We start from the raw sequence: 26,878 nt of genomic DNA, 5'->3' as shown, positions 1-26,878 counted from the left end.
TCGGCACCGTCCACCGCCTGGAGAACCTGACCGACGAGCCGCTCCACCTCATCGAGGTCCAGTCCGGCGCCTATCTCGGCGAGGACGACATCGTCCGACTCGAGGATACCTACGGGCGCGCATAGGGCGCAGCATCCGCGATGTTCATGGTGCCATTGCCGGTGACAAAGGCTGATGCCTGCGCGTCGTGGATACCTCTCTTGCGACCGAAACACGGCGCAAGAACACGAAAAGGGTGACGCTGTGGACGTTAATATCAGATCGCGGAGAATGAGGTCGGGTCGCCTTGGGCGATCCATCACTTTTGAATTCCTATACCGGGCGGGCGGTCCGCTTCGCCACCGCCTCATGGCCGGAAGAGAGCGACTGCCGAGTCATGAGCTGCTGCATCGCATGGCCCTTAAACGTTCATCTCCTTCGGGCAGAACGTTTCCCTTCAGGGGCTTGACGAGCCCTTCTTGCCGGACCTGTCCTATCATCCGGCAGACGCGAGGTCGGGAAGCATAAGAACCACAGTTCAAAGAAACGCTAGATGAGGATCGTCGTACGGATCGCCTCACCAAAATATTCATAGGAAGTCGGAAGCCATTGGGGAACTAAAACCAATCTGAACAGAGGCGTCAACTTCGCTTTGTCCAAGAAAAAATTCCACCTTCTCCAGTTTAGCGGCAAGGGAGATGAGCAATGCGCTCACGATGGCCCCCGCTTCCGACCGGCTTCGATCACGTCCGGAAGTCGCTTGGAAAGAATCATCTGAAAGCCTTCGGACGCTTTCGTACCGTTCGACGAGTCTACAGCCACGTCCGACGGCTGAGGTCGCCTGCGCGCATGCGCTTCCATCCGACCAACGTCGAGTCCAAGGATTTGACGATATCCGCAAGCTCGGAGACATACTTCAAGGAGTTGTCCGTCGATGACTGCGTTCGAGACTTGAGGCTGCACGGGATATCGCAAGCCTTCTGTCTTCCGGAACCGGTGGCCGACAACATACTTTCCTACGCTCAGCACGCGCGCTTCCATGCCGAAGGCGGGTGCGAAAGCGGGCTGATCGCAGATTTCCAGCAGCGGCGCGATTCAGGGTTGCTTACACCTGCTCGCGCAATATGCACGGACATTGCCGGGTCGAGCGAAAGCATATCGATACTGAGAGACTGCAGCATCCATCAGGTCGCCACGCGATATCTCGGCTATCAGCCGCAAATATGCGAGGCCTACATAGAGGCCTTGTTCCGCATGGCACCGGCGGCGCATGAAGCAGGCTACCTGCCCTATGATTACCATTACGACATCCCCGGGTTCGGCTTCATCGCTTTCTTTTTCTATCTCCACGCCGTGGACGAACAGAACGGGGCACATGTCATCATCAGGCAATCCCATAACAACAAACGCCTGGGGCTTCTGCTTCGGTCGGGTCAGTCGGCAGGCAAACTGGTTCCGAGGTACTATGACCGGGATCTCGAACTAACCGTAACGGGCCCGAAGGGGCACGGGTTTGCCGAAGACTTGTACTCGTTTCACAAGGTCCGCCGCCCGATACGCGAGGATCGGATATCCCTTCAGATCAGGTATTATTGATCGGAGAAGGTTTCGGCGCGTTCAGCCCGCCAGGCGACGCGCCTGGCGGGCTGAGAGCCGGGCGGACGGTATCGCGTCCGTCTATGCCCGCAGGTCCGCAGAATTCAGGTTGCTCCGAAGTTTTCCACCGGCCCGGCGATGCCGTTGTTGCGAGCCCACAAGGCGGCTTGCGTGCGATTGCTGGCCGCGATCTTCTTCATCAGGCTTTTGAGATGAACCTTCACCGTCCCCTCGGTGATGCCCAGAGCACGGGCGATCAGCTTGTTGCTGTAACCGTTCAGCAGGCATTGCAGGATCTGCCGCTCGCGGTCGGTCAGATTCCGTTGGGCATCCACGAGCTTGACACCCTCGAAGTCCTGGACGTTGGTGGCCAACTTGCCGGCCAGATGGCCCGGCAGAACCTTCTCGCCCTTCATGACCAGAAGCAGAGACAGCGAAAAGGCCTCGACGGACAGTTCATTCACCAGATATCCGTCGACACCTGCCTTCAATGCCCGGGCCATCTCGCAGAGGCTGAGTTCGTTCGCAAGCACGACGATGCGACAATCGCCGCCCACTTCGCGCAGCTGGCGAAGGCTTTCGAAATCCTCCTCCTGATGGGTGCTGAAGTCGGCGACCACCAAGTCCGGCATCACGCCGTCGTTTATGAGCGCCCGGACGCTCGCAAGGTCACGTCCCTCGGCGACGATCGCAAACTGGTTCGGATCCAATATCTGATGAAGACTCTGACGAAAGAGCGTGTTGCTTCCAATTAAAACAACGCTGATGGCGCTCACGAGGACCTCCTGTCGACTTTGTCGTTGGATAAGGAGCCGCCCCCATCGCTCTCACGAACAAGAAAATCTTCACCCCCTAGAAAATATTACCCCCATCATGGAGCCACTGATGAAGCCGCTGATCCGCGATCCGTCCTTCTATGCACCTTCCGCACCGCATTCTTCAGACCGACAACTTCAACTCATGACCGTAATAATCATATACCGAGTCAAAAGGTCGATCAACGGTACCCTTGTCCGCGGCTTGCGGCGCAAAAGGGGTAAGTAGGATCCACACTTGCCTATCAATAATCTTATGCGCGGATGTCTGTCGGATCGTAATTGAGGCTTGGCGCAAGCCATCGCTCAACCTCCGCGACCTCCATCTCCTTTCGCCGGGCATAGTCTTCGATCTGGTCGCGCTCGATCTTTCCGACGCCGAAATATCGACTCTCCGGATGGCTGAAATACAAGCCCATGACGGAGGCCGCAGGCCACATGGCGAGAGTCTCCGTCAATTCGATCGCAGCGTTTGATCCCGCCGAGAGCAAATCGAACAGGACCCGCTTTTCCGTGTGATCGGGGCAGGCCGGATAGCCGGGCGCCGGACGGATGCCCTGATAACGTTCGGCGATCAACGCCTCATTGTCGAGGGCTTCATCGGGCGCATAGCCCCAAAACTCCTTACGGACCCGTTGATGCATGCGCTCGGCGAACGCCTCGGCAAGGCGATCGGCCAGAGCCTTCGCCATGATCGAGCCATAGTCGTCATGCGCTCGCTCGAAATCCGTCACGATCACATCGAGACCATGTCCGGTCGTGACCGCAAAGCCGCCCAGATAGTCCCTCACGCCCGTCTCCTTCGGCGCTATGAAATCCGCGAGCGCGAGATTCGCACGACCCGGCTCGCGCGCCATCTGCTGGCGCAAGCCATGAAGAACGGCGAGTCTCCGCCGCCGCATGTCATCGGTGAACAGTTCGATATCATCGTCGCCGATCGTATTGGCGGGCCAGAGCGCAATCACGGCGCGGGCCCGCAACGACCGTTCGTCGATGATGCGCGAAAGCAGGGCTTCGGCATCCTTAAACAGGCTCCGCGCCGTCTCGCCGGCATCCTTGTGGTCGAGAATCTCCGGAAACCTGCCGCGCAAGCCCCAGACCTGAAAGAATGGGGTCCAGTCGATACAGCCGGCAAGCTCGGCCAGATCGTAATGATCGAACACCTGCGGACCCAGGCGCGCGGGCTGCGGCGGTACATAGTCCGACCAGGGGATCGGGAGCTTGTTCGCACGGGCGCCGCTGAGCGTCTGGCGCACGGGCCTGTTCTTGCCTCTGGCGTGGGTTTCGCGCATGCGCCGGTACTCTTCGCGGCGCTCGGCAGCAAAGCCGTCGCGCCTTGCCTCGGAGCACAGGGCACCAACCACACCGACAGCCTTGGACGCATCCTCGACATGAATGACCGGGCCGCCGTAGTTCGGGACGATCTTGACCGCCGTATGGACACGGCTCGTCGTCGCACCGCCGATGAGGAGAGGAAGCTCGAACCCCTCCCGCTCCATCTCGGCCGCGACGGAACACATCTCGTCGAGGCTCGGCGTGATCAGCCCGGACAGGCCGACGATGTCGACATTCTCCGTCCGCGCGGTTTCAAGGATTCGAGCGCTCGGCACCATCACGCCGAGATCGATCACCGCATAGTTGTTGCACTGCAGGACGACCCCGACGATGTTTTTGCCAATGTCGTGGACATCGCCCTTCACGGTCGCGAGCAGCACTTTTCCGGCGTTGCTGCGCGGCGCGGCGGCCTTCTCCTGCTCCATGAACGGCGTGAGATAGGCCACCGCCTTCTTCATCACGCGGGCGCTCTTGACGACCTGCGGCAGGAACATCTTGCCCGCGCCGAACAGCTCGCCGACGATGTTCATCCCGTCCATCAGCGGACCCTCGATGACGTGAAGGGGGCGTTCCGCCTGGCGGCGCGCCTCCTCGGTGTCTTCGATGATGTAGTCGGTGAGTCCGTTGACCAGGGCATGCTTCAGGCGGTCGGCGACATCGCCCTCGCGCCAGCCGAGATCCTGCTTCTTTCGCTTGCCGCCCGCATCGCGGTAGGAGTCGGCGATCTCGAGCAGACGGTCGGTCGCATCCGACCGCCGATCGAGAAGCACATCCTCGACACGCTCGAGCAGGTCCTTCGGGATATCCTCGTAGATCGCAAGCTGGCCGGCATTGACGATTCCCATATCCATGCCGGCATTGACGGCGTGATACAGGAACGCGGAATGCATCGCCTCGCGCACCCGATTGTTGCCTCGGAACGCGAAGGAGATGTTGGAGACGCCGCCAGAGATATGCGCGTGCGGCAGATGCCGCTTGATCAGCCGCGTCGCCTCGATGAAGGCGACCGCATATCCGTTGTGCTCCTCGATCCCGGTCGCGACTGCGAAGATGTTCGGATCGAAGATGATGTCCTCCGGCGGAAAGCCGACCGTCTCGGTGAGGATGCGATAGCTCCGCCGGCAGATCTCGAGCTTGCGCTCGACAGTATCCGCCTGGCCTTGCTCGTCGAATGCCATGACGACCACCGCGGCGCCATAACGGCGCGCCAGCCGGGCCTGACGGATGAACGGCTCCTCGCCTTCCTTCAGGCTGATCGAGTTGACGATGGGCTTGCCCTGGACGCATTTCAGCCCGGCTTCGATAACCGACCATCTGGACGAGTCGATCATCACGGGCACGCGGCTGATGTCGGGCTCGGCGGCGATCAGGTTCAGGAACCGGACCATCGCCGCCTCGGACTCGAGCATGGCCTCGTCCATGTTGATATCGATGATCTGGGCGCCGTTCGCCACCTGCTGGCGCGCGACGTCGAGGGCGGCCTCGTAAGCGTCTCCCATGATCAGGCTCCGGAATGCCGGAGATCCGGTGACGTTCGTCCGCTCGCCGATATTCACGAAGTTGCCAGGTGTCGGAGGCCTTTCGAACGGCTCCAGACCGGAAAGGCGAAGACCGACGGGACGTTGGGGTATCTTCCGCGGCGTCAGGCCGGCGACCGCTTCTGCGATGGCTTCAATATGGCTCGGCGTCGTTCCGCAACAGCCGCCGACGATATTGACGAGCCCCGACCGGGCCCATTCCTGGATCAGCGCGGCGGTCACCTCCGGCGGTTCGTCATAGCCCCCGAATTCGTTCGGCAGACCCGCGTTCGGATAGGCGCAGACAAGCGTCTCGGATACCCTCGATAGTTCCGCGACATAGGGCCGCAAATGCTTGGCCCCGAGGGAGCAGTTGAGCCCGACGCTGAAGGGGCTCGCATGACGGAGCGAAATCCAGAACGCTTCCGTCGTCTGACCGGTCAGAGTGCGGCCGGAAAGATCCGTGATCGTCCCGGAAATCATCAGCGGCAGCGAGAGGCCGGTCTCGTCGGAAAGCTCTTGGATCGCGAAGATCGCGGCCTTGGCGTTCAACGTGTCGAAGATGGTTTCGAGCAGCAGAAGATCGGCCCCGCCATCGATCAGCCCGCGCGCCGCCTCCTTGTAAGCCTCCTTCATGCCGTCGAACGACACAGCCCGGAAGGCGGGGTCGTTCACGTCCGGGGATATCGAGGTCGTCTTGTTCGTCGGCCCGAGCGCACCCGCGACGTATCGCGGCCGCCTCTGCGCCGCCGCGATCCTGTCGGCGCTGCGGCGGGCGAGCCGCGCGCCTTCGCGGTTCAACTCGTAGGCCAGTCTCTCCAGGCGATAATCCGACTGCGAGGTCGCGGTCGAATTGAAGGTGTTGGTCGTGACGATGTCGGCGCCCGCCTCCAGATAGGCCGTATGGATCTCCTCGACGATCCGGGGCTGGCTCAGCGACAGCAGATCGTTGTTGCCGCGCAAATCGCATTCATGCGCGGCGAACCGCTCCCCACGATAGTCGCGCTCTTCAAGCCGGTAAGTCTGGATCATGGTGCCCATGGCACCATCGAGAATCAGAATGCGCTCCTTGGCTGCATTCTCCAGTGCGCGACGCTGCTCGGTCCTCACAGTCATCATCGATGATCCTGTCCTGAACTTTGCGTGGCTGAAAGCATACGCGACCGGATCGCCCGGTAATAGCGGAAGGCAAAGGGAGTGGTGCACTGAGGCATTATGGCTTCGCCGGCCCGGTGAGACAGCGCTCGATAGCGTCGAGCAGCTGCTCGCGACTGAAAGGCTTGCGCAGCGTCGCATCGGCCCCGGCCTGCACGGCGATGTCGAGGAGCATCCCGGCATCGCCACCGCCGCAGACAGCCAGGATCGACAGCCCTGCGTGCCGTTGCCGCAGTTCGGCGATGCCCACCAGATGCGCGCCGTGCCGAAGCGGGCTGATGTCGATCACCACGACATCCACCGCGCCCTTGTCGGCGAATTCTAGGAACCGCCGGGTCGTCGCCTTCAGGAGGACGTGACCGGCGGATTCCAGGACGGGCCGTATTTTCCGCTGGACCGAGTCATCCACGCCAACAAGCAGAACCGCTGCCATGGGCTCCTGTCCTTCGGTGCCATGCGCACCCGCCGCTCATGATCAGCCATCACTTTAACCTGCACCTCGCAGGAGTGCGAACGAAGCGGATTTGGAAGGTATCCCAAGAGGAGAAGCGCCTGCGCCTGATGTAAGAGCCGGTTGCACCTTATGCGTCATCGGCTGTCCGAAGGAGGAGCACAGGAAGTGCAACAGCGCGTGATAGAGATTCGATGCAGGCCAGCGCGATGGGCTGCGGTTCGAAAACTCGGTGCCGAAGATGAATTCAGATCTTACGGACCGACCCCGATCAAGGGAGCAAGAGTCGGCAGAACGCTGCCGGTTCATGCCCGCCGACGAGTTGCCGGCGGTGGCGGCGAACGCAGACGATCCCCACACAGAACAAGGATCACGAACATGCCTGCGGATAGGGCGGCAAAGGCGCGTAGCAGCGCATATGTGATGAATTTCGCAAGCCTGGGCCGAAAACGTTCTTTGGTCACGGGCGGGGCCGGATTCCTTGGTTCGCATCTTTGCCGGCGGTTGCTCGCGGCGGGTCGCGAAGTCGTCTGCGTGGACAATTTCTTCACTAGCTCCAAAGACAACATCGAGCTCTTGTTGGGGAGCCCCGGGTTCGAGCTCATACGTCACGACATTACCCTTCCGCTCTATGTCGAGGTCGACGAGGTCTTCAACCTGGCATGCCCGGCCTCGCCGATTCATTACCAGCGTGATCCCGTTCAAACCACGAAGGTCAGCGTGCTTGGCGCGATAAACATGCTCGGCCTCGCCAAGCGGCTCAAGGTCAGGATCCTGCAAGCCTCCACGAGCGAGGTTTACGGCGATCCCGAGATCCACCCGCAGACGGAGGGATATCGCGGGAACACCAACCCGATCGGCCCTCGCGCCTGCTATGACGAGGGGAAACGCTGCGCCGAGACATTGTTCTTCGACTATCATCGGCAGCAGAACATCCAGATCCGGGTCGCCCGGATCTTCAACACCTACGGTCCGGGGATGAACCCGCAGGACGGGCGGGTGATCTCGAACTTCGTCGTCCAGGCGTTGCTCGGCGAACCGATCACGCTCTTCGGCAGCGGCAATCAAACCCGCTCATTCTGCTATGTCGACGACCTTATCGACGGGTTGATCGGGCTGATGGCGGCGCCCGGGACGGCGGTCGGTCCGATGAATCTCGGGAATCCGGCGGAGATCACGATTCGCGGATTGGCGGAGAAAGTGCTGGAACTGACCGGCTCCCGCTCGCGGATCGTGTTTCGGCCGCTTCCTGTGGACGATCCGCTCCAGCGCTGCCCCGATATCACGCTTGCCAGGACGATGCTGGGTTGGGAGCCGAAGACGGGTCTGGAGCAGGGCCTGAGAGGAACGATCGAATATTTCGACCGATTGCTGAGTTCGATCGGCCGACGACTCGCGCTCGATCCGCCGCCGATTCTGGACGCGTCCGTGAAACCCGCCGTCGGCGGCAGGGCGATGACGTAACGAACAGCGCTTTCAAGTTCCGCGAGCGGCGAACCATCCAAGCCCTCCTCATGCTCCTGGAAACCCAAGGGAAACCTGCCAATGACGACGATCACCACGAACGACGGCACGCAGATCTATTATAAGGACTGGGGCACCGGGCAGCCCGTCGTCTTCAGCCACGGCTGGCCGCTGACCGCGGACGCCTGGGAAGACCAGATGATGTTTCTCGCGTCCAACGGCTACCGCTGCATCGCCCATGACCGTCGCGGCCACGGCCGGTCGAGCCAGCCCTGGAACGGCAACGACATGGACACCTACGCCGACGATCTCGCGACGCTCGTCGAAGCGCTCGACCTGACGGATGCCGTTCATGTCGGCCACTCCACCGGCGGCGGCGAAGTCGCCCGCTATATCGGCCGACACGGCACGAACCGGGTAGCCAAGGCGGTGCTGGTAAACGGCATTCCGCCGCTGATGCTGAAGACCGAGGCCAATCCCGGCGGCCTGCCAATGGAAGTCTTCGACGACATCCGCGCCAATGTCCTCGCCGACCGCTCGCAGTTCTTCAAGGATCTCAGCGGACCGTTCTACGGCGCCAACCGGCCGGGCGCCAAGGTTTCGCAGGGCGCGCGGGACTCGTTCTGGCTTCAGGGTATGATGTGCGGCTTTAAGGGCGCCTATGACTGCATCAAAGTGTTCTCCGAGACGGATCACACCGAGGATCTCAAGAAGTTCGACATTCCGACGCTGATCATCCACGGCGACGACGACCAGATCGTGCCGATCGGCGCCTCGGCCATGCTCTCATCCAAGCTCGTCAAGGACGCCGAGCTGAAGGTCTATCCAGGCGCGCCGCACGGCCTGCCTACCACACACAAGGACCAGGTCGACGCCGACCTCCTCGCCTTCCTGAAGGCGTAAGCCGGGCTGAGCCGTCGAGGGCACTCGGGCAACGGACCCGCGTCGATGCCGGAGAGTATCCGGCGCGCCGGTTCCACTACGATCATGCGTGCGAATGCGCCCCTCCGTCGTCGAAGCCCTATCCTGCGCAGGGGTCGTGACGGCGGCCAATGATGCGTCTGCGATATGGTGAGCAGGATGAACGAGATATCGTCAATTCAGCCGATGCAGAGCCCGGCCACCATATGCTCGTGGCCTTCCACGCCGGTGAAGTGGTCGGGCAGGTCGCCGCGGTCATTCACAGGCATCCGGACAAGCCGACCGAACTCTATATCGACGAAGTTGGCGTCACGCCCGCCCTGCAGCAGCAGAAATTCGCCCGCCGAATGCTCGACGAGTTGCTTGCGCTCGGCAAGGCATTAGAGGCTTGGGTCGGCACCGAACCCGGCAACGGCCCGGCGAGAGGCCTCTACGCCTCCCATGGCGTGACGGCCGAGCCGTTCGTCATGTACGTCTTGAAGCTCTGAGCGGCGGCCTCGCGACCCGATCGTAGAAAAGGCACACCCGGAAGGTGAGCGTCTTGGATGGGCGAATTTCCCCCTGTGTCATGGCTCGTCCTTTGCTGAAGTGTCCGGCCGAAGGAGCGGACGGCCTGATTTGGGATGAAACTCGACCAGCTTCAGGGCAAGCGCCAACAGCACCGTGCTCACCGGCAACACCGCCAACGTGGCGATCTCGTTCCATGTGAGAGAGGCGTCGGGGCCGGAGAACGACTGCAGCGCTTGGCGAAGGAAGAGAACGAACAGAATCACCACGATCAATTCGGCCACGACCTGTTTTAGCTGGCCGATCTGCCTCACGCGGAGCCACGCCGGCAAGGCGAGCGCCTCCTCGCTTTCCTCGGGATGGATGAAGAGCGTGTACACGCCGTAGGCAAAGTAGAGCAGCACGATTGCGATCAGAAACCGGTCCAGGCTCTCGATCACGCTGATGATGGCGGCGCTTCCGAAGATGCGCTCGCTCTGACCAGATGTCTGAAATCCGTAGAGGAAGGCAGCGTAAATATTGACGATGCCCAGGAAGAACATCAGAACCGATCCTGCGAGAGAGCCAAAAACGGCGACTACGGTGAGAAATCGCGAGCCGACGATCGTTCTTCGCTCGATATGGCGTAGGTCCAATGCTGTCTCCTTCTCATTGCGGGTAGCGGTATTTCTTGCAGGTGGCGATGCGCGTTCTGTCATTACAATTTCAGATGCGCTGTCGGATCGCGATTGCAACTCCAGATGCGCTGTCGGATCGCGAATGCGAACTCCTGCTGCCGCTGGCGACCAGGGTCAGCGGACAATCACATTGCCGATCACCTTGTCAGCAGCTCACGTGCTGGGCAATTTCACCAAGCATCGTGCGTCCCTTACGCGATTCGAACTACTGCTTTCGCCGCGCCCTTTGCCGCTTATGCGACCCGCCGGATTCCAGACCAGCCGCTCATGATCCTGGTCGCGATGGTGATTGTTCTGCTCAGCGTCCGGGGCTTCATTCAGGCGCTAAGTTAGGCCCGACGACCTGATGATCTCCGACCTTGACATCGACATCTGGCGCTAGGCTCAGGCGATGGCGAAGCGGCACGGAGCCGATGCGGCTACGCAGGCCTCCATGCGCGCCGACGCTCTGCTTGAGGCTGGCGATGTAGACGGTCAAGTGATCTGGAGGCGCATCTTGCGAGCGATCAAGGAATTGCAGACTGAAGAGCTCGTGCCGGGCGCTCGGGTGCATTAGGCGCGTGCGGCTTGCAGAACTGCGCGGGGTCGACAGTGTCTCACAGCACGCCAAAGAGGAACAGCAAGAGTAGCGTCAATACCACCGAGACGAGGATCGAGCCGAGGCAGCCGAGCCGGTTGGAAAAGAACAAGAACACTTTCGGCCCTCAGCGCGCTGTTTGCAGCATGCGTGAACAACAAACGCGCGTGACGGGCGTTCCCCGGCGGCAGATCTGCCCCACACAGCAAGCACCGGCCCGTCTCCGGCTCGTAGGCCACCGCCCCGCATGCATTGGGTCCGTAAACCAGCCGCCAACGAGCCGACGAAGACCTCCTACGAAGATCGCCTTCTCCGCCGTTCAGTCGGTCAATCTAAGCTGGCCGTGGATCGCCCCGCGGTTCGCAAGGTCGTGGATAACGCGGACCTGCTCAAGGTGCTTGTCCGCGACACATTCGTTATACGCTGCCGTGCCGCGGGCGAGCCCTGCATCGGTGCAAGCGCGATCGACATGGTAGCTCACAGGCTGTGGCTGCCCCTCGCACGCCGCTAGTAGCACCGATAATGGCGACAGGATGAGCCCGAGCGCAATCGACCTTTTGTACATTCTCTTTGATCGCTTGGTCCCCGCTCTTGAGCGAATCCTCCACTCATCAGGTGAATCGATCTTCCCGCCCGTCAATGTTGGCTCGCTCCGTCAGGGAGACCAACGCGCAAGCTCTACAGCAGGCGGTGACGTCCGGAACTTAAGTGCCCTGAGATCGATAAAGAAGTGGATGCTCATTCAAAATTGCTCAGGGTTGAGACAGTGAGAAACATTCTCCTGGTCGTCATCGCGGCACTTGTACTCTCGGCCTGCGGCACAGCGACGGGAGCTGGGGTGGGTGCCGTTGGCGGTGCGCTCGTCGCCGGCCCAATCGGGGCCGGCATCGGTGGCCTTGGCGGGGCCGTCGTTGGCAGCGAATTGGACTGACGTCGAAGGCAAGCTGCCCTGATCAACAGGCGGGATCTGGCTCAGCTAAGAGTGGCGTCCGAACCGGTCTCGAACCTGATAAAGGCGTCCTTAGGAGGTCGGCTGACGCGGGCCTGAAGGCAAATAACTCAGCCATTTCCGATTGGCCATGCGCCTTTCCGCAATCACGCGCACCGTGGAGTATCGCCGCCCGGTCCGCTTGGCCATTCAGACCGGCTTGGCCGGACTCGCAACCTTTGCCATCGGCCACGCCCTTGGCGTGAGTGAGCTGTCCTGGGCGGTGATCTCGGCGCTGTTCGTCGTCCAGGCCAGCATCGGAGGCACTCTGGCGGCAGCAGCCGGTCGGATCATTGGCGCCGCCCTCGGCGCTGTGCTCGGCTTGGCCTGGATGTTGGCCGGTGGAACCGAAACCATATTCCTGACCGGACTCGGCATCGTCCTTGCCGGCGCAACCACGGCCTATATCTCCGGCATCAAACCGACGCTTCGCTACGGCGCCGTAACCTCGGCCATCATTATTCTGAGCCCCAGTTCCGATCCGTTCGCGCAGGCCTGGCACTACGCCGCCGCGATCGGGCTCGGCGTTGTGATCGGCACGCTTGCAAGCGTGCTCGTTTTTCCCTGGAGCGCACGCCGCGGCGTCGACGAGGAGTTGGGCCGGGCAGTCAGGCGCTGCGGCGATCTCCTCGCAGCTTGCCTGGGTGCGCTCATGGGGAGGGATGCCAATAAGCTCGCGCCCATTCACAGCGACATTCGCCAGGCGCTTGGAGATGCTCAGGCCGCCGCCGGACCGTCCCGCAAGGAGCGCCTGCGCCGCGCGTCGAACGCGCCTGAGCCCGAGGCTCTCATCCGCGCGGTCGAGCGCCTGTGGCATGCGCTCCTGCTCATCGATCGAACCGATACCGGCCCGCTGCCAGAAGCGCCGCGGCGCCGGCTGGAGCCATACCTTGAGGCAGCCACCGAGGCGTGCTGCGCCTATCTCGCCGACCTCGGTGAAGCGATCGCGTCGGGAGATCGCCCGGATCCGCCGGAGCTCGTGCACCAGCGGCTGGAGGCGCTCCAAGCGGCTTTGGAAGAGATCCGGCGGGAAAGAGTGACGGTGCCGCTACCGGGCCAGGAAGCCGAGCGTGTCTTCACACTCATCTTTGCCTTTGACCAGCTGAACCAGGACATCGCCGACCTCGCCCGCCTGCACACCGCCCGCCTGAACACCGCTCCATAATCCGTCCCCGCCGGCAGCTCCACACCATCCAGCAGCCACCGATCCGTTGAGAGCCATTCCCCGTGCCCCTGCCGAACCTATGTTGTTCCATAAAGCAACAGCAGCATCGGGAGATAGATCATGCGCCGCTTCGGGCATACTACTTGCGGCCTCGCCACTATAGTCGCGCTCGTGGCACCGCTCGGCCTCGCCGCCTGCGCCACTCAGACGGGCGCGACCTATTCGGCGACCGAGGTCGGGGCCGTGATGGCGACCACGCCGGCCGTCGTGCTCACCAGCCGCGAGGTTCACATCGAAGGTGGCGATACAGGTGTGTATGGACCCGCGCTCGGGGCCGCTCTCGGCGGTACGGGAGGGTTTTACGGCGCTGGCGCAGGGGGAACAGACAGCGCGATCTTCGCCGGGCTTGGGGCGCTGATCGGCGGCGGGCTCGGTTATGCGGCCGAAGAGTTCGCTGATGCACGGCGGGGGATCGAGTACGTCCTTCGTGACAGCACGACCGGCCAGACGATCACCGTGGTCCAGACCGCGACGCGTAGCGAGGCGCTGTTGCCGCCCGAAACGCCGGTCCTGCTGCAGGAGGGCGATGGCTACACGCGCGTCGTCGCGGCGCCGGGGGCGCAGTAATGGTGCAATAGGTCCGCCGCCCGATTCTGGCAGACCTATTGGCACTATTGGCACGGGAGATATAGAGGCGAAAGGCTGGGACACCGATCTGTCGGGCGCCGCCGCCCGGACAACGTTCTAGACTAGAACGCTACCCAAATTGCTACCCGTGCCGAAGTTTGGATTGGAGAGCTGCGGCTAAGCCCTTGAAAGAATGGCGCGCCCGAGAAGATTCGAACTCCTAACCTTCTGATCCGTAGTCAGATGCTCTATCCAGTTGAGCTACGGGCGCATCCGTCGCGGCCTTGCGCTTCCGCGATCAGGCGGCGGACCCTACACGAAAGCCCCAGGCGATGGCAAGGGGTCGATAACATGAGCCCGACACGGCTTTTCCGGCCCTTTTCCGCGCCTCGGATATCGGCATGATCCTTGACAGAGATGGGGCTGCCGCCGGATTCTACCACCCTGTGGGAGACGGCGCGAGCCAACGAGATACACCTCTACACCCGCTGACAACCTCCAACCATGCGATCCGCGAGCCGGCGCCCTCCAGGGCGCCGGTTTTCGTTTTCGGCGTTTGAACGATGTGCGGCAAGGGCGGGTTGCCGCACCCGGCGGTGTGGGGTACATCTCGCGGACCCGACAGCAGAGGATTCCAGGCGTGTCCGTGACCCCAAGCCCACACAAGACCTTCCCGGTTTCCTGGGAGGAGCTTCATCGAACCTCGAAGGCGCTTGCCTGGCGCCTGATCGAGAGCGGTCCGTGGAAGGGCATCATCGCGATCACGCGCGGTGGGCTGGTGCCGGCCGCGGTCGTCGCGCGCGAGCTCGACCTTCGGCTGATCGACACACTGTGCATCGCCAGCTATGTCGAGCAGAAGGAGGAGCGCAGGCAGGGCGAGCTCAAGGTGCTGAAAGGGATCGAGGGCGACGGCACCGGCTGGCTGATGATCGACGACCTGGTCGACACCGGAAAGACGGCGAAGGTCGTGCGCGAGATGCTGCCGCGCGCCCATTTCGCCACGGTCTATGCCAAGCCCGCCGGGCGGCCGCTGGTCGACACTTTCATCACCGAAGTCAGCCAGGATACCTGGATCCTGTTCCCCTGGGACATCGAGCCCCAGTTCATCCAGCCGATCGTCCATCTGCAGCCGCCGCGCTGAGCAGCGTTACGCGCTACTCACCGGCATGTTGTCGATCAGGCGCGTGGAGCCGAGCCAGGCCGCGGCCAGGACCCGGGCCGGCCGGGTCACATGGGCCAGCGGCTCCAGGGTTTCGGCGTCGCAGACTTCGACATAATCGATCCTGGTGAAGCCAGCCTGCAGAAGAGCATCACGCGCCCGGGCCGTTTCGTCGGCTACGACCCGCGTCGGATCGGCCAGCCGCTCCGCGACATGCCGCAAAATCATCGGCAGCGCCACGGCGGCGGCGCGCTCGCCCGCCGAGAGATAGCGATTGCGCGAGGACAGAGCGAGGCCGTCGGCGTCGCGCACCGTCGGCACGCCCTCGATCCGCACGGGAATGTCGAGATCGCGGGCCAGGCGCCGAATCACGAGGAGCTGCTGATAATCCTTCTCGCCGAAATAGGCGGCGTCCGGCAGCGACTGAAGCAGCAGCTTGGTGACCACGGTGGCGACTCCGGCGAAATGGCCGGGCCGGGCCGGGCCGCAGAGGCCGTCGGTTAGGCCCGCGACCGTTACCGTCGTGGCAAAGCCGTCGGGATACATCTCAGCCACTTCCGGTGCGAACAGAAGATCCGCGCCGACGGCGGCGAGCTTGGTGCCATCCTCCGCCTCATCGCGAGGATAGGCGGCGAAATCCTCGCCGGCCCCGAACTGGGTCGGGTTCACGAACAGGGTGACGATAGTCCGGTCACAATCCGCCTGTGCTCGGCGAACCAGCGCCAGATGGCCCGCATGGAGCGCCCCCATGGTCGGTACCAGCCCGACCGTCTGGCCGGCGGCGCGCCAGGCCGCGACGGCCCGGCGCAGGTCGGCGACGGTCCGCATCACCGGGAGCGTCGGTCGCGCCGCGGCACCGGCCGACCGGGCCGCCATCGCCATTCTATCCTCTCCCTGAGTTTTTCCCCGCGCCGAAGCAGTGTTCGGGCCCAGGGAAACGGCGGGCGCGGACATCCTCGGCATAGGCGGCGGCCGCCTCGCCGATCGCCTCGCCGAGCTCGGCATAGCGCTTGACGAATTTCGGCGTGAAGTCGCCGAACAGCCCGGTCAGATCCTCGGTCACCAGGACCTGCCCGTCGCAGGCCGGCGAGGCGCCGATCCCGATCGTCGGGACGTCGACCGCCTCGGTGATCTCTCGCGCCAGCGGCTCGACGATCCCTTCCAGCACGATGGAGAAGGCGCCCGCATCGGCGACGGCGCGCGCGTCGGCAAGAATCTCATCCGCCTGGGCATCGTCGCGGCCACGCGCCCGATAGCCGCCGAGGCTGTTGACCGATTGCGGCACCAGCCCGACATGGCCCATGACCGGGATGCCGCGGTCCGTGAGAAAGGCGATCGTCTCCGCCATTTCCCGTCCGCCCTCTATCTTGACCGACGAGCAGCCCGCCTCGACCATCAGCCTCGCCGCGGAACGGAATGCGACCCCGGGCGATTCCTGATAGCTCGCGAACGGCATGTCGACGGTGAGACAGGCCCGCTGGCTGCCGCGCCGCACCGCCGCGCCATGCGCGATCATCATATCAAGGGTCACTGGCAGCGTGCTCTCGAAGCCGTAGAGCACCATCCCCAGCGAATCGCCGATGATGAAAAGATCGACATGCGGATCGAGCCGCTGCGCCATGGGCGTCGTATAGGCTGTCAGGCAGACGATCGGCTCTCCGCCCTTGCGGGCACGGATTTCGGGAACCGTGATTCGGGTGGTGCGCGCCTGGATGCTCAAGCCTGCCCTCCTGTCCGAGCGAATCCGCCGCAGATAGCGATGCGGCGGTCCTTCATGACAATTTTATGCCCAGAATGGTGCAGCGCACAATGACTTTGGCCCGAGACTTTGACCAGGGACTTTGGCCGGGGACTTTGGGCGGCGGCACCCCACCGATATAGTGGCACCCGACCCGCAGGAGGGAAAGGAACAGCATCATGGGCGCCTTGTCAGACCGATCACCGCTTTTTCGCCTGCTTCTGCCGGCGCTTTTCCTGAGCCTTGCCGCGTGCGGCGCACCTCGGGACTGGCAGACAGCCGCCTCGGGCGACAGCCGATCGGGGACCGCCGAGGCGGCCCGCGCCGCGCCGGAGGCCGCCAGCCCAACGCAGCCCCGGATGGAGCCACGAGCGGCCGTGTATGCCGAGAGGCAGATGGTCGCCGCCGCGAATCCGCTGGCCGCGGCGGCGGGGCTGGAGATCCTCCGGGCCGGCGGCAGCGCGGTCGATGCCGCGATCGCGGTGCAGATGGTGCTCAACCTCGTCGAACCGCAGTCCTCCGGGATCGGCGGCGGCGGATTCCTGCTGCATTTCGACGCAGACGCCGACAGGGTAACGACCTATGACGGCCGTGAGACCGCGCCGGCCGCGGCGACGCCGAGCCTGTTCCTGACCGCCGAGGGAGAGCCGATGGCGTTCTTCGACGCCGTCGTCGGCGGCCGTTCGGTCGGCGTTCCGGGCGTACTGCGGATGCTGGAAGCGGCGCATCGCGACCATGGCCGCCTGCCTTGGCCGCGCCTGTTCGAGCCTGCCATCCGATTGGCGGAACGGGGGTTTCCTGTGTCGCCGAGGCTGAACGCCCTGATCGCCGCCGACGAGCATCTGCAGACCTTTCCGACCGCCGCGGCCTATTTCTACGACGCCGAAGGCGAGCCCCTGCCGGTCGGAAGCATCCTGCGCAATCCGGCCCTGGCCGAGACGTTGCGGCGCGTCGCCGCCGGCGGCGCGGACGCGTTCTATAGCGGTCCCATCGCCAGGGATATCGTCGCCGCGGTCCGCACGGCACCGGGCAATCCGGGCCGCCTGACCGAGGCCGACCTCGCCGGCTATGAGGCCAAGCGCCGCACGCCGCTCTGCCGGCCCTATCGTGAGTGGCGCGTCTGCGGCATGCCGCCGCCGACCTCGGGCGGCGTGGCGACCCTGCAGATCCTGGGCCTCCTCGAACGGTTTGCCATTCCTGATCTGGAACCCGCATCGGCCGACGCCGTCCATCTGATCGCCGAGGCGAGCCGCCTCGCCTTCGCCGACCGCAACCGTTATCTGGCCGACAGCGATTTCGTCGCCGTGCCGGTCGAGGGCCTGCTGTCGCCCGACTATCTCCGGCAGCGGGCGGCCCTGATCTCGCCGGCGAAGACCCTGGGCGAGGCCAAGCCGGGGACGCCGCCGGGACTGACCGTCGAACAAGCCGCCCTGGCGACGCCGCGATCGCAGTTCACGCGGACGTCGACCAGCCAGATCAGCATCGTCGACGCGGCCGGGGACGCGGTCAGCTTCACCACCAGCATCGAGGGCGCCTTCGGCTCGCGGCTGATGGTCCGGGGCTTCCTGCTCAACAACCAGCTCACCGATTTCGCCTTCACCCCGGAACGCGACGGACGGCCGGTCGCCAACCGGGTCGAGCCCGGCAAGCGCCCGCGCAGCTCAATGGCGCCGACCCTGGTCTTCGATTCGGACGGCGAGTTGGAGATGGCGGTGGGGTCGCCGGGCGGATCGACGATCATCGCCTATGTGGTGAAGACGCTGATCGCCGGCCTCGATTGGGAGCTGGACATGCAGGACGCTGTCGCCCTGCCCAACTTCGCCAACCGGAACGGGCCGACGGAGCTCGAGGCGGGCACGGCGCTTGAATCCCTCGTGCCCGCACTCGAGACGCGCGGCCACGAGATCGAGATCGACGAGATGACGAGCGGCCTGCACGCCATCCGGGTCACACCAATGGGCCTCATCGGCGGCGCCGACCCGCGGCGGGAGGGCGTAGCGCTCGGCGATTGATGACTTAACCGTGCAATTTTTGTTTAGCAGGCTGATTCGGCCGTGAATTCATGAGTAGGACATTGGATCGCATGCCAGCGCCCACTTCGAAACCGTAAGCGGACATTCGACGCGGCAGGCGGCACTTCCGAGAAATGCCAAAAGCGGTCCTCGGGTGCTGGCCTCTTCACCGCGGACGACACGCCAATGACGCTATCCGGGCTATTACCTGAATCCTCTACGTCACAGCCGGATGGTGCGTGGTGAGGGCGGGGGATAGGTCTCAAACCTGAGCTGATTGATAGGGTGCTGGAATTAGTCCTAGGCGTACAAGATCAGCTGCATTGGACTGACCTGCCCACTCCCTCCGGGTCCGGACAATCCGTCCCGGGATGGCGCGGTGCGGCTTGCGAACGACGGGCGTCGTCCGCTCTTCCCGTTGCGGGATCAGAACCTGATTGCTGCCAGCATGGCGCCCAACCCCAAAATGGGCAAGCGCATGCGCGAGGCTGAGACCTGGTGGATCCTGGATTTCGGAGCCCGGCGGCTATCGTGGCATGGCGATGGGCTACCTAGGTACGGAATTTGGTCCAGCGTTCCCGAATCTGATGCCAGGCGTGAGCATTGACGAGATGGCGAGGCCGCTCACCTCTGAGAATACGCAAGGTGTCGTCGACCGCCGTTCTACTCATCCGCGCCATGCTCTCGCGGGTGATGCCGGCGACGTGCGGGCTGAGGACAATGCCCTCGAGTTCGGTGAGCGGATCGTTGGGCGGAAGTGGTTGCTTTGCGAAGACGTCGAGTGCGGCCATGATGCGCTTGCGCGCCACGGCCTCCGATAGAGAAGCCTCATCGATAATGGCGCCCCGCGCGACGTTCACGATCAAGACCCCGTCGCGCATCATCGCGATCAGCCGTCCATCGATCAATCCGGTGGTCTCCTCGGTCAGCGGGCACGCCACCACCAGAACGTCGCTGGTTCGGATCACCTCCTCGAGCGACCGGAATGCGACCCAATCCAGATCCTGGCTTCGGGATCGCCTCGCCACCGTGATCGTCATGCCGAACCCGAAGTGACAGATCCGTGCGACCTCCTGTCCGATCGCACCGAAGCCGACGATCCCAAGCTGGCTTCCGGACAGCTCCCGGTTCAGGGGAGCCAGCGCGCGCATGGCGCTCCAGTTGCCCGCGCGGACCTCGCGGTCGGAGCGGGCGATGCCGCGCCAAGCCGCAAGCATCAACCCAACCGCGTGTTCGGCGACGCTCAGCGCGTTGACATCCGGCGTATTGGTGACGGCTATACCGAGAGCGCTCGCCTCGTCGACCGGAATGAAGTCGAGTCCGACGCCATGGCGAACGAGGCCGAGCAGGCGCGGGCAGGACGCGAGGATGCCGGATGGCAGCTGGCGCCTGACGATGACCACGTCGGCCGCGCGCACGGCGTCCTCCAATTCCGCGGCGGTATCGCCCGACAGCCGGCGGATCGCGCCCGCTTTGAAGAGCCGATCTGTCTCGCCGGGATCGATCGGGTCGGTGAGCAGTATGGTGGGCATCCGGAAGTCGCCGCGTATTGTGAGATGGCCAGGCGCCGCCGTTGGAATGGCGGCGCCTGGTATTCGGCTCAGTCCACCTTCATGTCCGCCTTCTGGGCGACAGGAAGCCACATCTCGATTTGACGCTTGGCATAGGCCTCCGCCTCGGCGGCGGTTCCGCCGATCGCGGTGACACCCTGCCGATCGAAGACGGTCAGCGTCTTCTCCTTGCTTAGGAAATCGTTGAGGGCCTCGTTCAGCTTCGCAACGACGTCGTCCGGGGTGCCGGCGGGCGCATTGACGCCCCACCAGGTCGTGACCTCGTACCCTTCGACCGAGTCCGAAACCGGCGGCACGCCCGGCATTTTCGGACTCTCGTTATGGATGGTCACGCCAAGCGCCTTGAGCTTTCCGGCTTCGACCAGCGACGCGACATTGGTGTAGTTGTCGAAGAGAATGTCGACGCGGCCGGCGACGAGATCCGTTCGCGCCGGGGCGCTGCCTCCGTAGGGGATGTGGACCATGTCCACGCCCGCCAGCGTCTTGAAGAGCTCTCCCGACAAGTGGTTCGAGGAGCCGTTACCGGCAGAGGAATAATTGATCTCACCCGGGTTCTTCTTCGCATAGGCGACGAGCTCTTTCACGCTGTCGGCGGGGAAGTCCGGATGAGCGACAAGAACGTTGAAGGAATCGCCGAGAATGATGACGTGCCGGAAATCCTTCCTCGTGTCATAGGGAAGATCGGGAAAAAGACCCTCATTGACCCCGAATGCGAAGGGCGTGATCCCGAGCGTGTAACCGTCTGGGTTCGCCTGCGCGACCAGATCGGTTCCGACCACGGTGCCGCCGCCGGGGCGGTTGTCCACGATCACCGTTTCGTTCCACCGTTCGCTCAAATCCTCGGCGATCATGCGGGCCACCTGGTCGTTGAATCCGCCTGGGGGATAGGCCACGACGATCGTGATCGGTTTCGACGGATAATCCGCGGCCGCACGCGCGGGATCCGGCATGGCGCCGCTGGTCGCCGCGACAGCTGCGACCGTCAGTCCGAGTATGGCAGTTCGTAACAGGCTCACTGGGCTTCCTCCCGGGTTTTTGCGTCTTCTGCTTCGTGACCAGGGGCGCCCCGTCGATTCGAAGGGGCGCCCATAGCCCGATCAAAAGCTGTAATAGGAAGTGACAGATTCCTCAAGCCAAAAGACGAAGGCTCCGCGGCACCGGCCGGGACAGCGGAGCCGCCCCTCAGTCGTCAGCCGTCGCGCGCCGGATCAGTTCCTTGCCGCGCGCCAGGACGCGAAACTGGGAATGGTCAAGATGCTGGCGCATTGCCTCACGCGCCACGTTGGGATCTTCGGCCTCGATGCCCAGGACGATTTGCCGGTGCTCGGTGAAGATGGCCTGCCGGCGGCTGGACTGCCCGAGCCGCGACAGATGTCGCGCGATCGTGACTCCGAGGTCGATGTCGTAGGAGATGACGTGCATCCCCCGTATGTAGTGGTCGTTCTGCGCGGCCTTGGCTATGGCCATGTGAAAGGCGAAATCCACCCGCTGTCGGTCGCCTTGCTCGTCCGCGCGCCGGAAATTCTCGAGCGCGGTCTGAATTGCTTCGAGGTCCTCGGGCGTCCGGCGCAGCGCCGCGTAGTACGCGGCGTCCGGCTCAATGCTGCGCCGAAATTCGAGCGCGTCGAGCATTGTCGAAAGCTGCTGCTGCGGGTCTATGTCGGGGATCGCGCCTGGCGCGATCGGCGAGACGAAGGACCCCGAGCCCTTGCGCGATACGATGAGGCTTTCATCCCTCAGCCTGGCGAGCGCGTTGCGGACGACGGGCCGGGACACACCGAACAGCCGGCAGAGCTCACCCTCGGAGGGCAGCTGCTTGCCGGCTTCCAGCTCACCGATTGAGATAAGCTTCGCCAGGGTGTCATAGACCTCCTCGCCGAGACTGCGGTGCCGGACGGGCCGGATCGTGTATTCAAGCCGCTCGTCGTTCATTGCGGGGTTACCCTCGGCCCAAAGCGTTCCTTCTAGGATGCAATATACCCGCCCGCCGAAAGGTCGAGAAACTCTCCGCAGGCGCGCTCCGCCGCCGCGACGAGGTCGGGGGAAAGGGTGCTTCCGTCGATCTTCCGCGCGGCGGGATGATGCCGCCAAGTTTGGCCGTAAGCTCGCAGGTGGTCCATGGCGCGGTTGGCATTGGAAAAGGCATTGGCGCCGCCTTCCTTGCCCGCCGCCGCGAAAACGGTCCCGATCGCGCTGGACAGCCGCATGGACAGTGCCGCTGCCTCTTCGCCTTGTCCGCCTGCGCGCAACGCCAGAATCCGCCTCAGCGGGCCGGATAGCGCATTGCCCGTGCTGAGCAGCCAGCCATGGTAAGGGCCGGCTGGCGGGAGCGCCTCAAGATAGCCGCCCTCGGCGCCGCGCAGCAGAACCGTGCCGGAATAGTCCTCTCCGGCGGAAGCTACCTTGTCCTCGCCGCTGCTGTCCTTGAAGAGAATGATGCGAGGGTTCCGGCAGAGCTCGGCCACCGTCTCCGGCGACATCCGGCATTGGGTCACCTGCGGGAGCTGATAAAGCGCGATCGGACTCCGGCTTTCGGCCAGGATCGCCTCGAAATGCGCGCGGATCCGCGCCTGGTCGGCGCGAGCGTCAACCGGCGGGCAAACCGCCACGCCGAGAAAGCGGGAGCGCAGCGCCGGCAGATAGGAGAGGCGCGCCTCGAGATGCTTGAGCCGCGCGATCACACCTTCGGTATCACCGCGCAGAATGCCGAAGAGAAGCGTCATGCCGGCCGGCAGGTCGCCTGCGCCAAGATCGATGAGCGCGTCGAATTGGCGGTCGTCGAGCTCCCAGCCGTCCCCCGTCGACCCGGCCAACATGACCTGACGGACTTCGTGAGCCATGCTTTCGGCATGAGCGATCATGCGCCCGGCGTCGATTCCGCCGTCCTCGGAATAATGGGTCAGCAGCGGAACCCACAGCGGATCCGCCGTGCTGGTGCGAAGCCTGTCCTGGCTGGTCATCTGGATGAACTCTCCCAAGCTGTTCGATGTCGATGGGCGGAAAGCCCGCGATGGATCCGCCCTCGTCTCCGCCCTTGCGCAAAGCTGTTATTCTATATTACAGCTTATTGCAATTGTTCAGGTCGAAGAGCCTGGCAGCATCACCTCGCCACATTCCAGCCGCACGGACATTTCGATGAAAATCAGAGCAGTGAGCGTTCATCCGATCTCCTATCGCGTTCCGGAGGGAACGGACTTCAGGATGGGCGTCGGCCGGATGGTCAAGCGCGACGCCGTCCTGGTAAAGGTCACTGCGGACGAGGGACTGGTCGGATGGGGCGAGGCGCATCACGGCCGTTCGCCGGGCGCCATCGCGAAGCTCATCGACTCGACGCTTGCCCCCATGATCCTCGGGATGGATCCGCTGGACAGCGTCGGGGTGTGGCAGCGTCTCTACAAAGGGCATTTCGCGACCCACGGGTTCGGCGCCGGCACCGCGATCTGCATGAGTGGAATCGATCTGGCGCTCTGGGATATCCGGGGCAAGGCGGCGGGATGGCCGATCTATCGCCTGCTCGGGGGATCCCGCAAGGACCTGCGCGCCTATGCTGGCGGCCTGACACTCGGCTTTCAGGATCCCGCCGCTCTGATCGATGAGGCGCGGGGTTACATCGACGCGGGATACGGGGCGCTGAAGCTGCGTCTCGGCGACACGCCGGAGAACGACGTCATGCGCGTCGAGGCGGTGCGCCAGGCGCTCGGCAACGGCGTGGACATTCTCACCGACGTCAATGCCGCATATCGGCTGGAAGAGATCCGCCGGATCATGCCGACGCTGGACGCCTGCCGCGTGGGCTGGCTCGAGGAGCCCTTTCCGCCATACGACGATTATGCCTATCGCAAAGCGGCGGCGCTCGGGCGGACGCCGATTGCGGCAGGGGAGAACCACTATACCCGATTCGAATTCCAGCGGTTGATGGCCGACGACGCCGTGACGGTCCTGCAGCCCGACCTCTCGAAGTGCGGCGGGATCACGGAGCTTTTGCGCATCGCCGCAATGGCCTCGGCCCGCAAGCAGCTCATCAATCCGCACACCTCCATGACCGCCCTTAACATGGTCGCATCACTTCACCTTCTTTCGGCCATCGACAACGGCGGCTACTTCGAGGCGGATGCAACGGAGGTGAACCCCTTCCGGACAGAGCTCGCCTCGGTCGACCTGGACGTCAGCTCCCAGGGGTGCGTCCGCGCCCCGGACGGTCCCGGCCTCGGGCTCGAGATCGATGAGAACTTCGTGGCGAAGCATCCCCTGATCGACGGGCCCTGCTACGTCTGATGCTGACAATCGGATAAGAGAGGATCCCATGGCCGAGATGTTGAAGGACAAAGACATCCTTACCGGCATGCTCTTCGTAGGGATCGGCGGCGCGTTTGTCATCGGTGCCGCCGACTACGGCATGGGAACGACACGCCGGATGGGGCCGGGCTACTTCCCCGTCATGCTTGGCCTAGCTCTGGCGCTGGTCGGCCTGGTGCTCGCCGCGCGCTCGGCCATCCGCAGACGCCCGGACATCATCGGTCGCCTTTACCTACGTCCCGTCGTCAGTCTCACGGCCTCCATTCTTTCCTTTTCCGCGCTGATCAACACGGTCGGGCTGCTGGCCGCGTGCATGGTCTGCACACTTGTTGCGGGACTGGCCACAAGCGAGACGCGCTACAAGGAAATCATACTGGTCGCGATCGCCATGACCGCCTTTTCCGCCATCGTCTTCACGGGTCTCCTCGGCCTGCCAATGCGGCTTTGGGTCCAGTGATGGACGCCCTTTCGAACCTCGGTCTCGGATTCGACGTCGCGTTCTCCTGGGCAAACCTGGCTTACTGCCTTGTCGGAGTCGTTCTTGGGACCCTCGTTGGCGTGCTGCCGGGGCTTGGCACCGTCACGGCCATTTCGATGCTATTACCCTTCACTTACGGGCTCGATCCGGTCGGGGCCCTGATCATGCTTTCGGGGATTTTCTACGGCGGCCTTTACGGCGGGTCGACGGCGTCGATCCTCTTGAACCTGCCCGGAACCCCCGCGGCGGCCGTGGCAACGCTCGACGGCTATCCGCTGGCGCAACAGGGCCGCGCGGGCGTGCCGCTCTTCATGTCCGCGATCTCTTCCTTCGTCGGAGGCTGCGTCGGGCTTGCACTTGTCATGGTCGCGGCGCCGGCCATCGTGTCGATCGCGCTCGAATTCGGCCCGGCCGAGTATTTCAGCATGATGCTCCTCGGTCTTCTGGCTGCCGCGATGGCGGCGTCCAGTTCTCTGCTGCGCTCGATCGGGATGGCTTTGGTCGGGCTCCTCCTCGGCCTCGTCGGGATGGATGTCGTCTCCGGCATGATGCGGTTCACCTTCGGCATTCCGATCATGGCCGAGGGAATCAGTTTCATCATTGCGGCAATGGCGCTGTTCGGGCTTGCGGAGGTCATGACCAACCTTGAGCCGCACATCAAGCGCGGCACTCCCCGCCGCATCGCGGGCTGGCGTGCCATGATGCCGACCCGTGATGAGGCCCGGCGTTCGATCGGCGCGATCCTGAGGGGGACGGGGCTGGGCGCGTTTCTGGGTGCGCTGCCCGGAGCCGGCCCGACGGTATCATCCTTCATCGCATACACCGTAGAGACACGCGTGTCCCGCGAGCCCGAACGGTTCGGAAAAGGCGCCATCGAGGGTGTCGTTGCACCCGAGGCCGCCAACAATGCGGCCGCGCAGACCGGCTACATCCCGACGCTGACTCTCGGCATTCCCGGCGACGCAGTCGGCGCGCTCATCCTCGGCACGCTCATCATGCACGGGATCGCGCCCGGACCGCGCGTCATTTCCTCGCACCCCGATCTGTTCTGGGGCCTGCTTGTCAGTATGTGGATCGGAAACTTCCTCCTGCTCTGGGTCAACATCCCCTTCATCGGTGTGTGGGTGAAGATTCTCTCGATTCCCTACCGAATTCTCTATCCTGCGATCATGATTTTCCTCTGCATCGGGGTCTACAGCGTCGCCAACAGCGCGTTTCAGCTGATCCTACTGGCCGGTTTCGGCGCAGCCGGCTATCTGCTGACCAAGCTCGATTGTCCGGCCTCACCTTTGCTGCTGGGCCTCATTCTTGGTCCGATGATCGAAGAGAACCTGCGCCGAGCGCTTCTCCTGGGGCGCGGCGACCCGATGGTGCTGCTGGAGTCGCCCATCAGTGCGGGCATCCTTTTCGTGTGCGCTGCGCTTCTGCTGTGGACGGCCGCCTCCTCCTTCCGACGGAAGCGCGATGGCGCGGTTGGGCGGACCGAAAGCGGCCAAGAACAGTCCTGGAACGCTTAGAGGCCACGGGTGCGAGGAACGGAACAGAGCTGCTGTCCCGTCGTACGCTGGCGGCATAGATGGCGAGATCCACTTCGCCGTCGGCAAATGCTGGCGCTATCCTTGTGGTGTGAACCCGACGACGAACCCGTGGGAATTTGCACGACTCTTCAAGGCGATGAGATCGCAATGCTGTCGCCTGTGACCTTCTGGAGCGCTTTGCGCGGGCCCGCCTGATCGGAATCGCCGAGCAGCTCGGCGAGCAAGAGCGTCAGCACCGCTAAGATCAGAAGGCTCGTGAGGCGCCCGGTCCCGAGGAGGGTGGACACCCGCCCGACATCCTCGCCGGCGATT

22 protein-coding genes, 1 tRNA gene and 1 pseudogene are annotated in these 26,878 nt (G+C 63.7%); 12 read left to right on the top strand and 12 right to left on the bottom strand.

Going from position 1 to position 26,878, the window contains the following annotated elements; genetic code table 11:
• Positions 1–125: pseudogene (locus DT069_RS15785) on the top strand (mannose-1-phosphate guanyltransferase); the annotation flags it as partial.
• A 703-nt stretch (positions 126–828) separates the two neighbouring features.
• On the top strand, positions 829–1,575 hold the full coding sequence (locus tag DT069_RS15780) for a hypothetical protein (RefSeq protein WP_119461255.1): 747 nt from the start codon (positions 829–831) through the stop codon (positions 1,573–1,575).
• Positions 1,576–1,679: 104 nt separating this feature from the next.
• On the opposite strand, the gene DT069_RS15775 is transcribed toward DT069_RS15780, so the two are convergent.
• The 3 genes from DT069_RS15775 to DT069_RS15765 all read right to left on the bottom strand — a co-directional run bounded on the left by DT069_RS15775 (position 1,680) and on the right by DT069_RS15765 (position 6,830).
• Positions 1,680–2,351: a LuxR C-terminal-related transcriptional regulator gene (locus tag DT069_RS15775; protein WP_119461254.1), complete on the bottom strand. Its 672-nt coding sequence runs from the start codon at positions 2,349–2,351 to the stop codon at positions 1,680–1,682.
• 293 nt (positions 2,352–2,644) lie between these two features.
• Complete coding sequence (gene metH / locus DT069_RS15770; RefSeq protein ID WP_425450282.1) at positions 2,645–6,361, bottom strand: methionine synthase; 3,717 nt, start codon at positions 6,359–6,361, stop codon at positions 2,645–2,647.
• Positions 6,362–6,455: 94 nt separating this feature from the next.
• Positions 6,456–6,830 (bottom strand): response regulator, encoded by a 375-nt coding sequence (locus tag DT069_RS15765; protein WP_119461253.1) that lies wholly within the window; start codon positions 6,828–6,830, stop codon positions 6,456–6,458.
• A 441-nt stretch (positions 6,831–7,271) separates the two neighbouring features.
• On the opposite strand from DT069_RS15765, the gene DT069_RS15760 reads away from it, so the two are divergent.
• The 3 genes from DT069_RS15760 to DT069_RS15750 all read left to right on the top strand — a co-directional run bounded on the left by DT069_RS15760 (position 7,272) and on the right by DT069_RS15750 (position 9,721).
• Entirely contained in the window at positions 7,272–8,312 is a 1,041-nt protein-coding gene (locus DT069_RS15760) for a UDP-glucuronic acid decarboxylase family protein (protein WP_119461252.1), read from the top strand.
• Positions 8,313–8,393: 81 nt separating this feature from the next.
• On the top strand, positions 8,394–9,215 hold the full coding sequence (locus DT069_RS15755) for an alpha/beta fold hydrolase (protein ID WP_119461251.1): 822 nt from the start codon (positions 8,394–8,396) through the stop codon (positions 9,213–9,215).
• A 149-nt stretch (positions 9,216–9,364) separates the two neighbouring features.
• On the top strand, positions 9,365–9,721 hold the full coding sequence (locus DT069_RS15750; RefSeq protein ID WP_119461250.1) for a GNAT family N-acetyltransferase: 357 nt from the start codon (positions 9,365–9,367) through the stop codon (positions 9,719–9,721).
• A gap of 78 nt (positions 9,722–9,799) precedes the next feature.
• On the opposite strand, the gene DT069_RS15745 is transcribed toward DT069_RS15750, so the two are convergent.
• Positions 9,800–10,438, bottom strand: coding sequence for a YqhA family protein (locus DT069_RS15745; protein WP_119461249.1), 639 nt, complete (start codon positions 10,436–10,438; stop codon positions 9,800–9,802).
• A gap of 1,635 nt (positions 10,439–12,073) precedes the next feature.
• Here DT069_RS15745 and DT069_RS15730 point away from each other — a divergent pair.
• The gene (locus DT069_RS15730; RefSeq protein WP_119461246.1) at positions 12,074–13,147 is read left to right on the top strand and encodes an FUSC family protein; all 1,074 of its coding nucleotides are present in this window, start codon (positions 12,074–12,076) and stop codon (positions 13,145–13,147) included.
• Between the two features lie 120 nt (positions 13,148–13,267).
• On the top strand, positions 13,268–13,774 hold the full coding sequence (locus DT069_RS15725) for a hypothetical protein (protein WP_119461245.1): 507 nt from the start codon (positions 13,268–13,270) through the stop codon (positions 13,772–13,774).
• Positions 13,775–13,968: 194 nt separating this feature from the next.
• Here the strand turns inward: DT069_RS15725 and DT069_RS15720 are convergent.
• A tRNA-Arg gene (locus tag DT069_RS15720) sits at positions 13,969–14,045 on the bottom strand.
• A gap of 369 nt (positions 14,046–14,414) precedes the next feature.
• Here DT069_RS15720 and gpt point away from each other — a divergent pair.
• The gene (gene gpt / locus DT069_RS15715) at positions 14,415–14,915 is read left to right on the top strand and encodes a xanthine phosphoribosyltransferase (RefSeq protein ID WP_425450281.1); all 501 of its coding nucleotides are present in this window, start codon (positions 14,415–14,417) and stop codon (positions 14,913–14,915) included.
• 6 nt (positions 14,916–14,921) lie between these two features.
• Here the strand turns inward: gpt and panC are convergent, their stop codons facing one another.
• Entirely contained in the window at positions 14,922–15,815 is an 894-nt protein-coding gene (gene panC, locus DT069_RS15710) for a pantoate--beta-alanine ligase (RefSeq protein WP_425450280.1), read from the bottom strand.
• 1 nt (position 15,816) lies between these two features.
• Complete coding sequence (gene panB, locus DT069_RS15705) at positions 15,817–16,653, bottom strand: 3-methyl-2-oxobutanoate hydroxymethyltransferase (RefSeq protein WP_119461244.1); 837 nt, start codon at positions 16,651–16,653, stop codon at positions 15,817–15,819.
• Between the two features lie 197 nt (positions 16,654–16,850).
• Between panB and ggt the strand changes: the two genes are divergently transcribed.
• Complete coding sequence (gene ggt, locus DT069_RS15700; RefSeq protein WP_119461243.1) at positions 16,851–18,683, top strand: gamma-glutamyltransferase; 1,833 nt, start codon at positions 16,851–16,853, stop codon at positions 18,681–18,683.
• A 551-nt stretch (positions 18,684–19,234) separates the two neighbouring features.
• Here ggt and DT069_RS15695 read toward each other — a convergent pair.
• The 4 genes from DT069_RS15695 to DT069_RS15680 form a co-directional block, all read right to left on the bottom strand.
• The gene (locus DT069_RS15695; RefSeq protein ID WP_119461242.1) at positions 19,235–20,215 is read right to left on the bottom strand and encodes an NAD(P)-dependent oxidoreductase; all 981 of its coding nucleotides are present in this window, start codon (positions 20,213–20,215) and stop codon (positions 19,235–19,237) included.
• Between the two features lie 68 nt (positions 20,216–20,283).
• Positions 20,284–21,270 (bottom strand): tripartite tricarboxylate transporter substrate binding protein, encoded by a 987-nt coding sequence (locus DT069_RS15690; protein WP_119461241.1) that lies wholly within the window; start codon positions 21,268–21,270, stop codon positions 20,284–20,286.
• Positions 21,271–21,436: 166 nt separating this feature from the next.
• Positions 21,437–22,186, bottom strand: coding sequence for a FadR/GntR family transcriptional regulator (locus tag DT069_RS15685; protein WP_119461240.1), 750 nt, complete (start codon positions 22,184–22,186; stop codon positions 21,437–21,439).
• Between the two features lie 32 nt (positions 22,187–22,218).
• Positions 22,219–23,214 carry a dihydrodipicolinate synthase family protein gene (locus tag DT069_RS15680; RefSeq protein WP_119461239.1) on the bottom strand — a complete coding sequence of 332 codons (996 nt, stop codon included), beginning with the start codon at positions 23,212–23,214 and terminating at the stop codon, positions 22,219–22,221.
• A 175-nt stretch (positions 23,215–23,389) separates the two neighbouring features.
• Between DT069_RS15680 and DT069_RS15675 the strand changes: the two genes are divergently transcribed.
• The 3 genes from DT069_RS15675 to DT069_RS15665 are packed head-to-tail and all read left to right on the top strand — an operon-like array spanning position 23,390 to position 26,545.
• Positions 23,390–24,529 carry a mandelate racemase/muconate lactonizing enzyme family protein gene (locus tag DT069_RS15675; RefSeq protein WP_119461238.1) on the top strand — a complete coding sequence of 380 codons (1,140 nt, stop codon included), beginning with the start codon at positions 23,390–23,392 and terminating at the stop codon, positions 24,527–24,529.
• Between the two features lie 28 nt (positions 24,530–24,557).
• The gene (locus DT069_RS15670; RefSeq protein WP_119461237.1) at positions 24,558–25,007 is read left to right on the top strand and encodes a tripartite tricarboxylate transporter TctB family protein; all 450 of its coding nucleotides are present in this window, start codon (positions 24,558–24,560) and stop codon (positions 25,005–25,007) included.
• The gene (locus tag DT069_RS15665) at positions 25,007–26,545 is read left to right on the top strand and encodes a tripartite tricarboxylate transporter permease (protein WP_119461236.1); all 1,539 of its coding nucleotides are present in this window, start codon (positions 25,007–25,009) and stop codon (positions 26,543–26,545) included. The genes DT069_RS15670 and DT069_RS15665 overlap by 1 nt, the downstream gene beginning before the upstream one ends.
• A 149-nt stretch (positions 26,546–26,694) precedes the next feature.
• Here DT069_RS15665 and DT069_RS24665 read toward each other — a convergent pair whose 3' ends face one another.
• Entirely contained in the window at positions 26,695–26,853 is a 159-nt protein-coding gene (locus DT069_RS24665) for a hypothetical protein (RefSeq protein ID WP_162913230.1), read from the bottom strand.
• Between the last annotated feature and the right edge of the window lie 25 nt (positions 26,854–26,878).

Origin of the sequence: Virgifigura deserti (assembly GCA_003576685.1) — a bacterium.
GTDB lineage: Bacteria > Pseudomonadota > Alphaproteobacteria > Dongiales > Dongiaceae > Virgifigura > Virgifigura deserti.
This window is presented reverse-complemented; position numbering and strand designations above follow the sequence as displayed.

Bases quoted from the DNA above. Each gene is read 5' to 3' on its own strand.
- DT069_RS15780 (WP_119461255.1), top strand. From the start codon at position 829: ATGCGCTTCCATCCGACCAACGTCGAGTCCAAGGATTTGACGATATCC.
- metH (WP_425450282.1), bottom strand. From the start codon at position 6,361: ATGATGACTGTGAGGACCGAGCAGCGTCGCGCACTGGAGAATGCAGCC.
- DT069_RS15765 (WP_119461253.1), bottom strand. From the start codon at position 6,830: ATGGCAGCGGTTCTGCTTGTTGGCGTGGATGACTCGGTCCAGCGGAAA.
- DT069_RS15760 (WP_119461252.1), top strand. From the start codon at position 7,272: ATGAATTTCGCAAGCCTGGGCCGAAAACGTTCTTTGGTCACGGGCGGG.
- DT069_RS15755 (WP_119461251.1), top strand. From the start codon at position 8,394: ATGACGACGATCACCACGAACGACGGCACGCAGATCTATTATAAGGAC.
- DT069_RS15750 (WP_119461250.1), top strand. From the start codon at position 9,365: ATGATGCGTCTGCGATATGGTGAGCAGGATGAACGAGATATCGTCAAT.
- DT069_RS15745 (WP_119461249.1), bottom strand. From the start codon at position 10,438: ATGACAGAACGCGCATCGCCACCTGCAAGAAATACCGCTACCCGCAAT.
- DT069_RS15730 (WP_119461246.1), top strand. From the start codon at position 12,074: ATGCGCCTTTCCGCAATCACGCGCACCGTGGAGTATCGCCGCCCGGTC.
- DT069_RS15725 (WP_119461245.1), top strand. From the start codon at position 13,268: ATGCGCCGCTTCGGGCATACTACTTGCGGCCTCGCCACTATAGTCGCG.
- panC (WP_425450280.1), bottom strand. From the start codon at position 15,815: ATGGCGATGGCGGCCCGGTCGGCCGGTGCCGCGGCGCGACCGACGCTC.
- ggt (WP_119461243.1), top strand. From the start codon at position 16,851: ATGGGCGCCTTGTCAGACCGATCACCGCTTTTTCGCCTGCTTCTGCCG.
- DT069_RS15695 (WP_119461242.1), bottom strand. From the start codon at position 20,215: ATGCCCACCATACTGCTCACCGACCCGATCGATCCCGGCGAGACAGAT.
- DT069_RS15685 (WP_119461240.1), bottom strand. From the start codon at position 22,186: ATGAACGACGAGCGGCTTGAATACACGATCCGGCCCGTCCGGCACCGC.
- DT069_RS15680 (WP_119461239.1), bottom strand. From the start codon at position 23,214: ATGACCAGCCAGGACAGGCTTCGCACCAGCACGGCGGATCCGCTGTGG.
- DT069_RS15675 (WP_119461238.1), top strand. From the start codon at position 23,390: ATGAAAATCAGAGCAGTGAGCGTTCATCCGATCTCCTATCGCGTTCCG.
- DT069_RS15670 (WP_119461237.1), top strand. From the start codon at position 24,558: ATGGCCGAGATGTTGAAGGACAAAGACATCCTTACCGGCATGCTCTTC.
- DT069_RS15665 (WP_119461236.1), top strand. From the start codon at position 25,007: ATGGACGCCCTTTCGAACCTCGGTCTCGGATTCGACGTCGCGTTCTCC.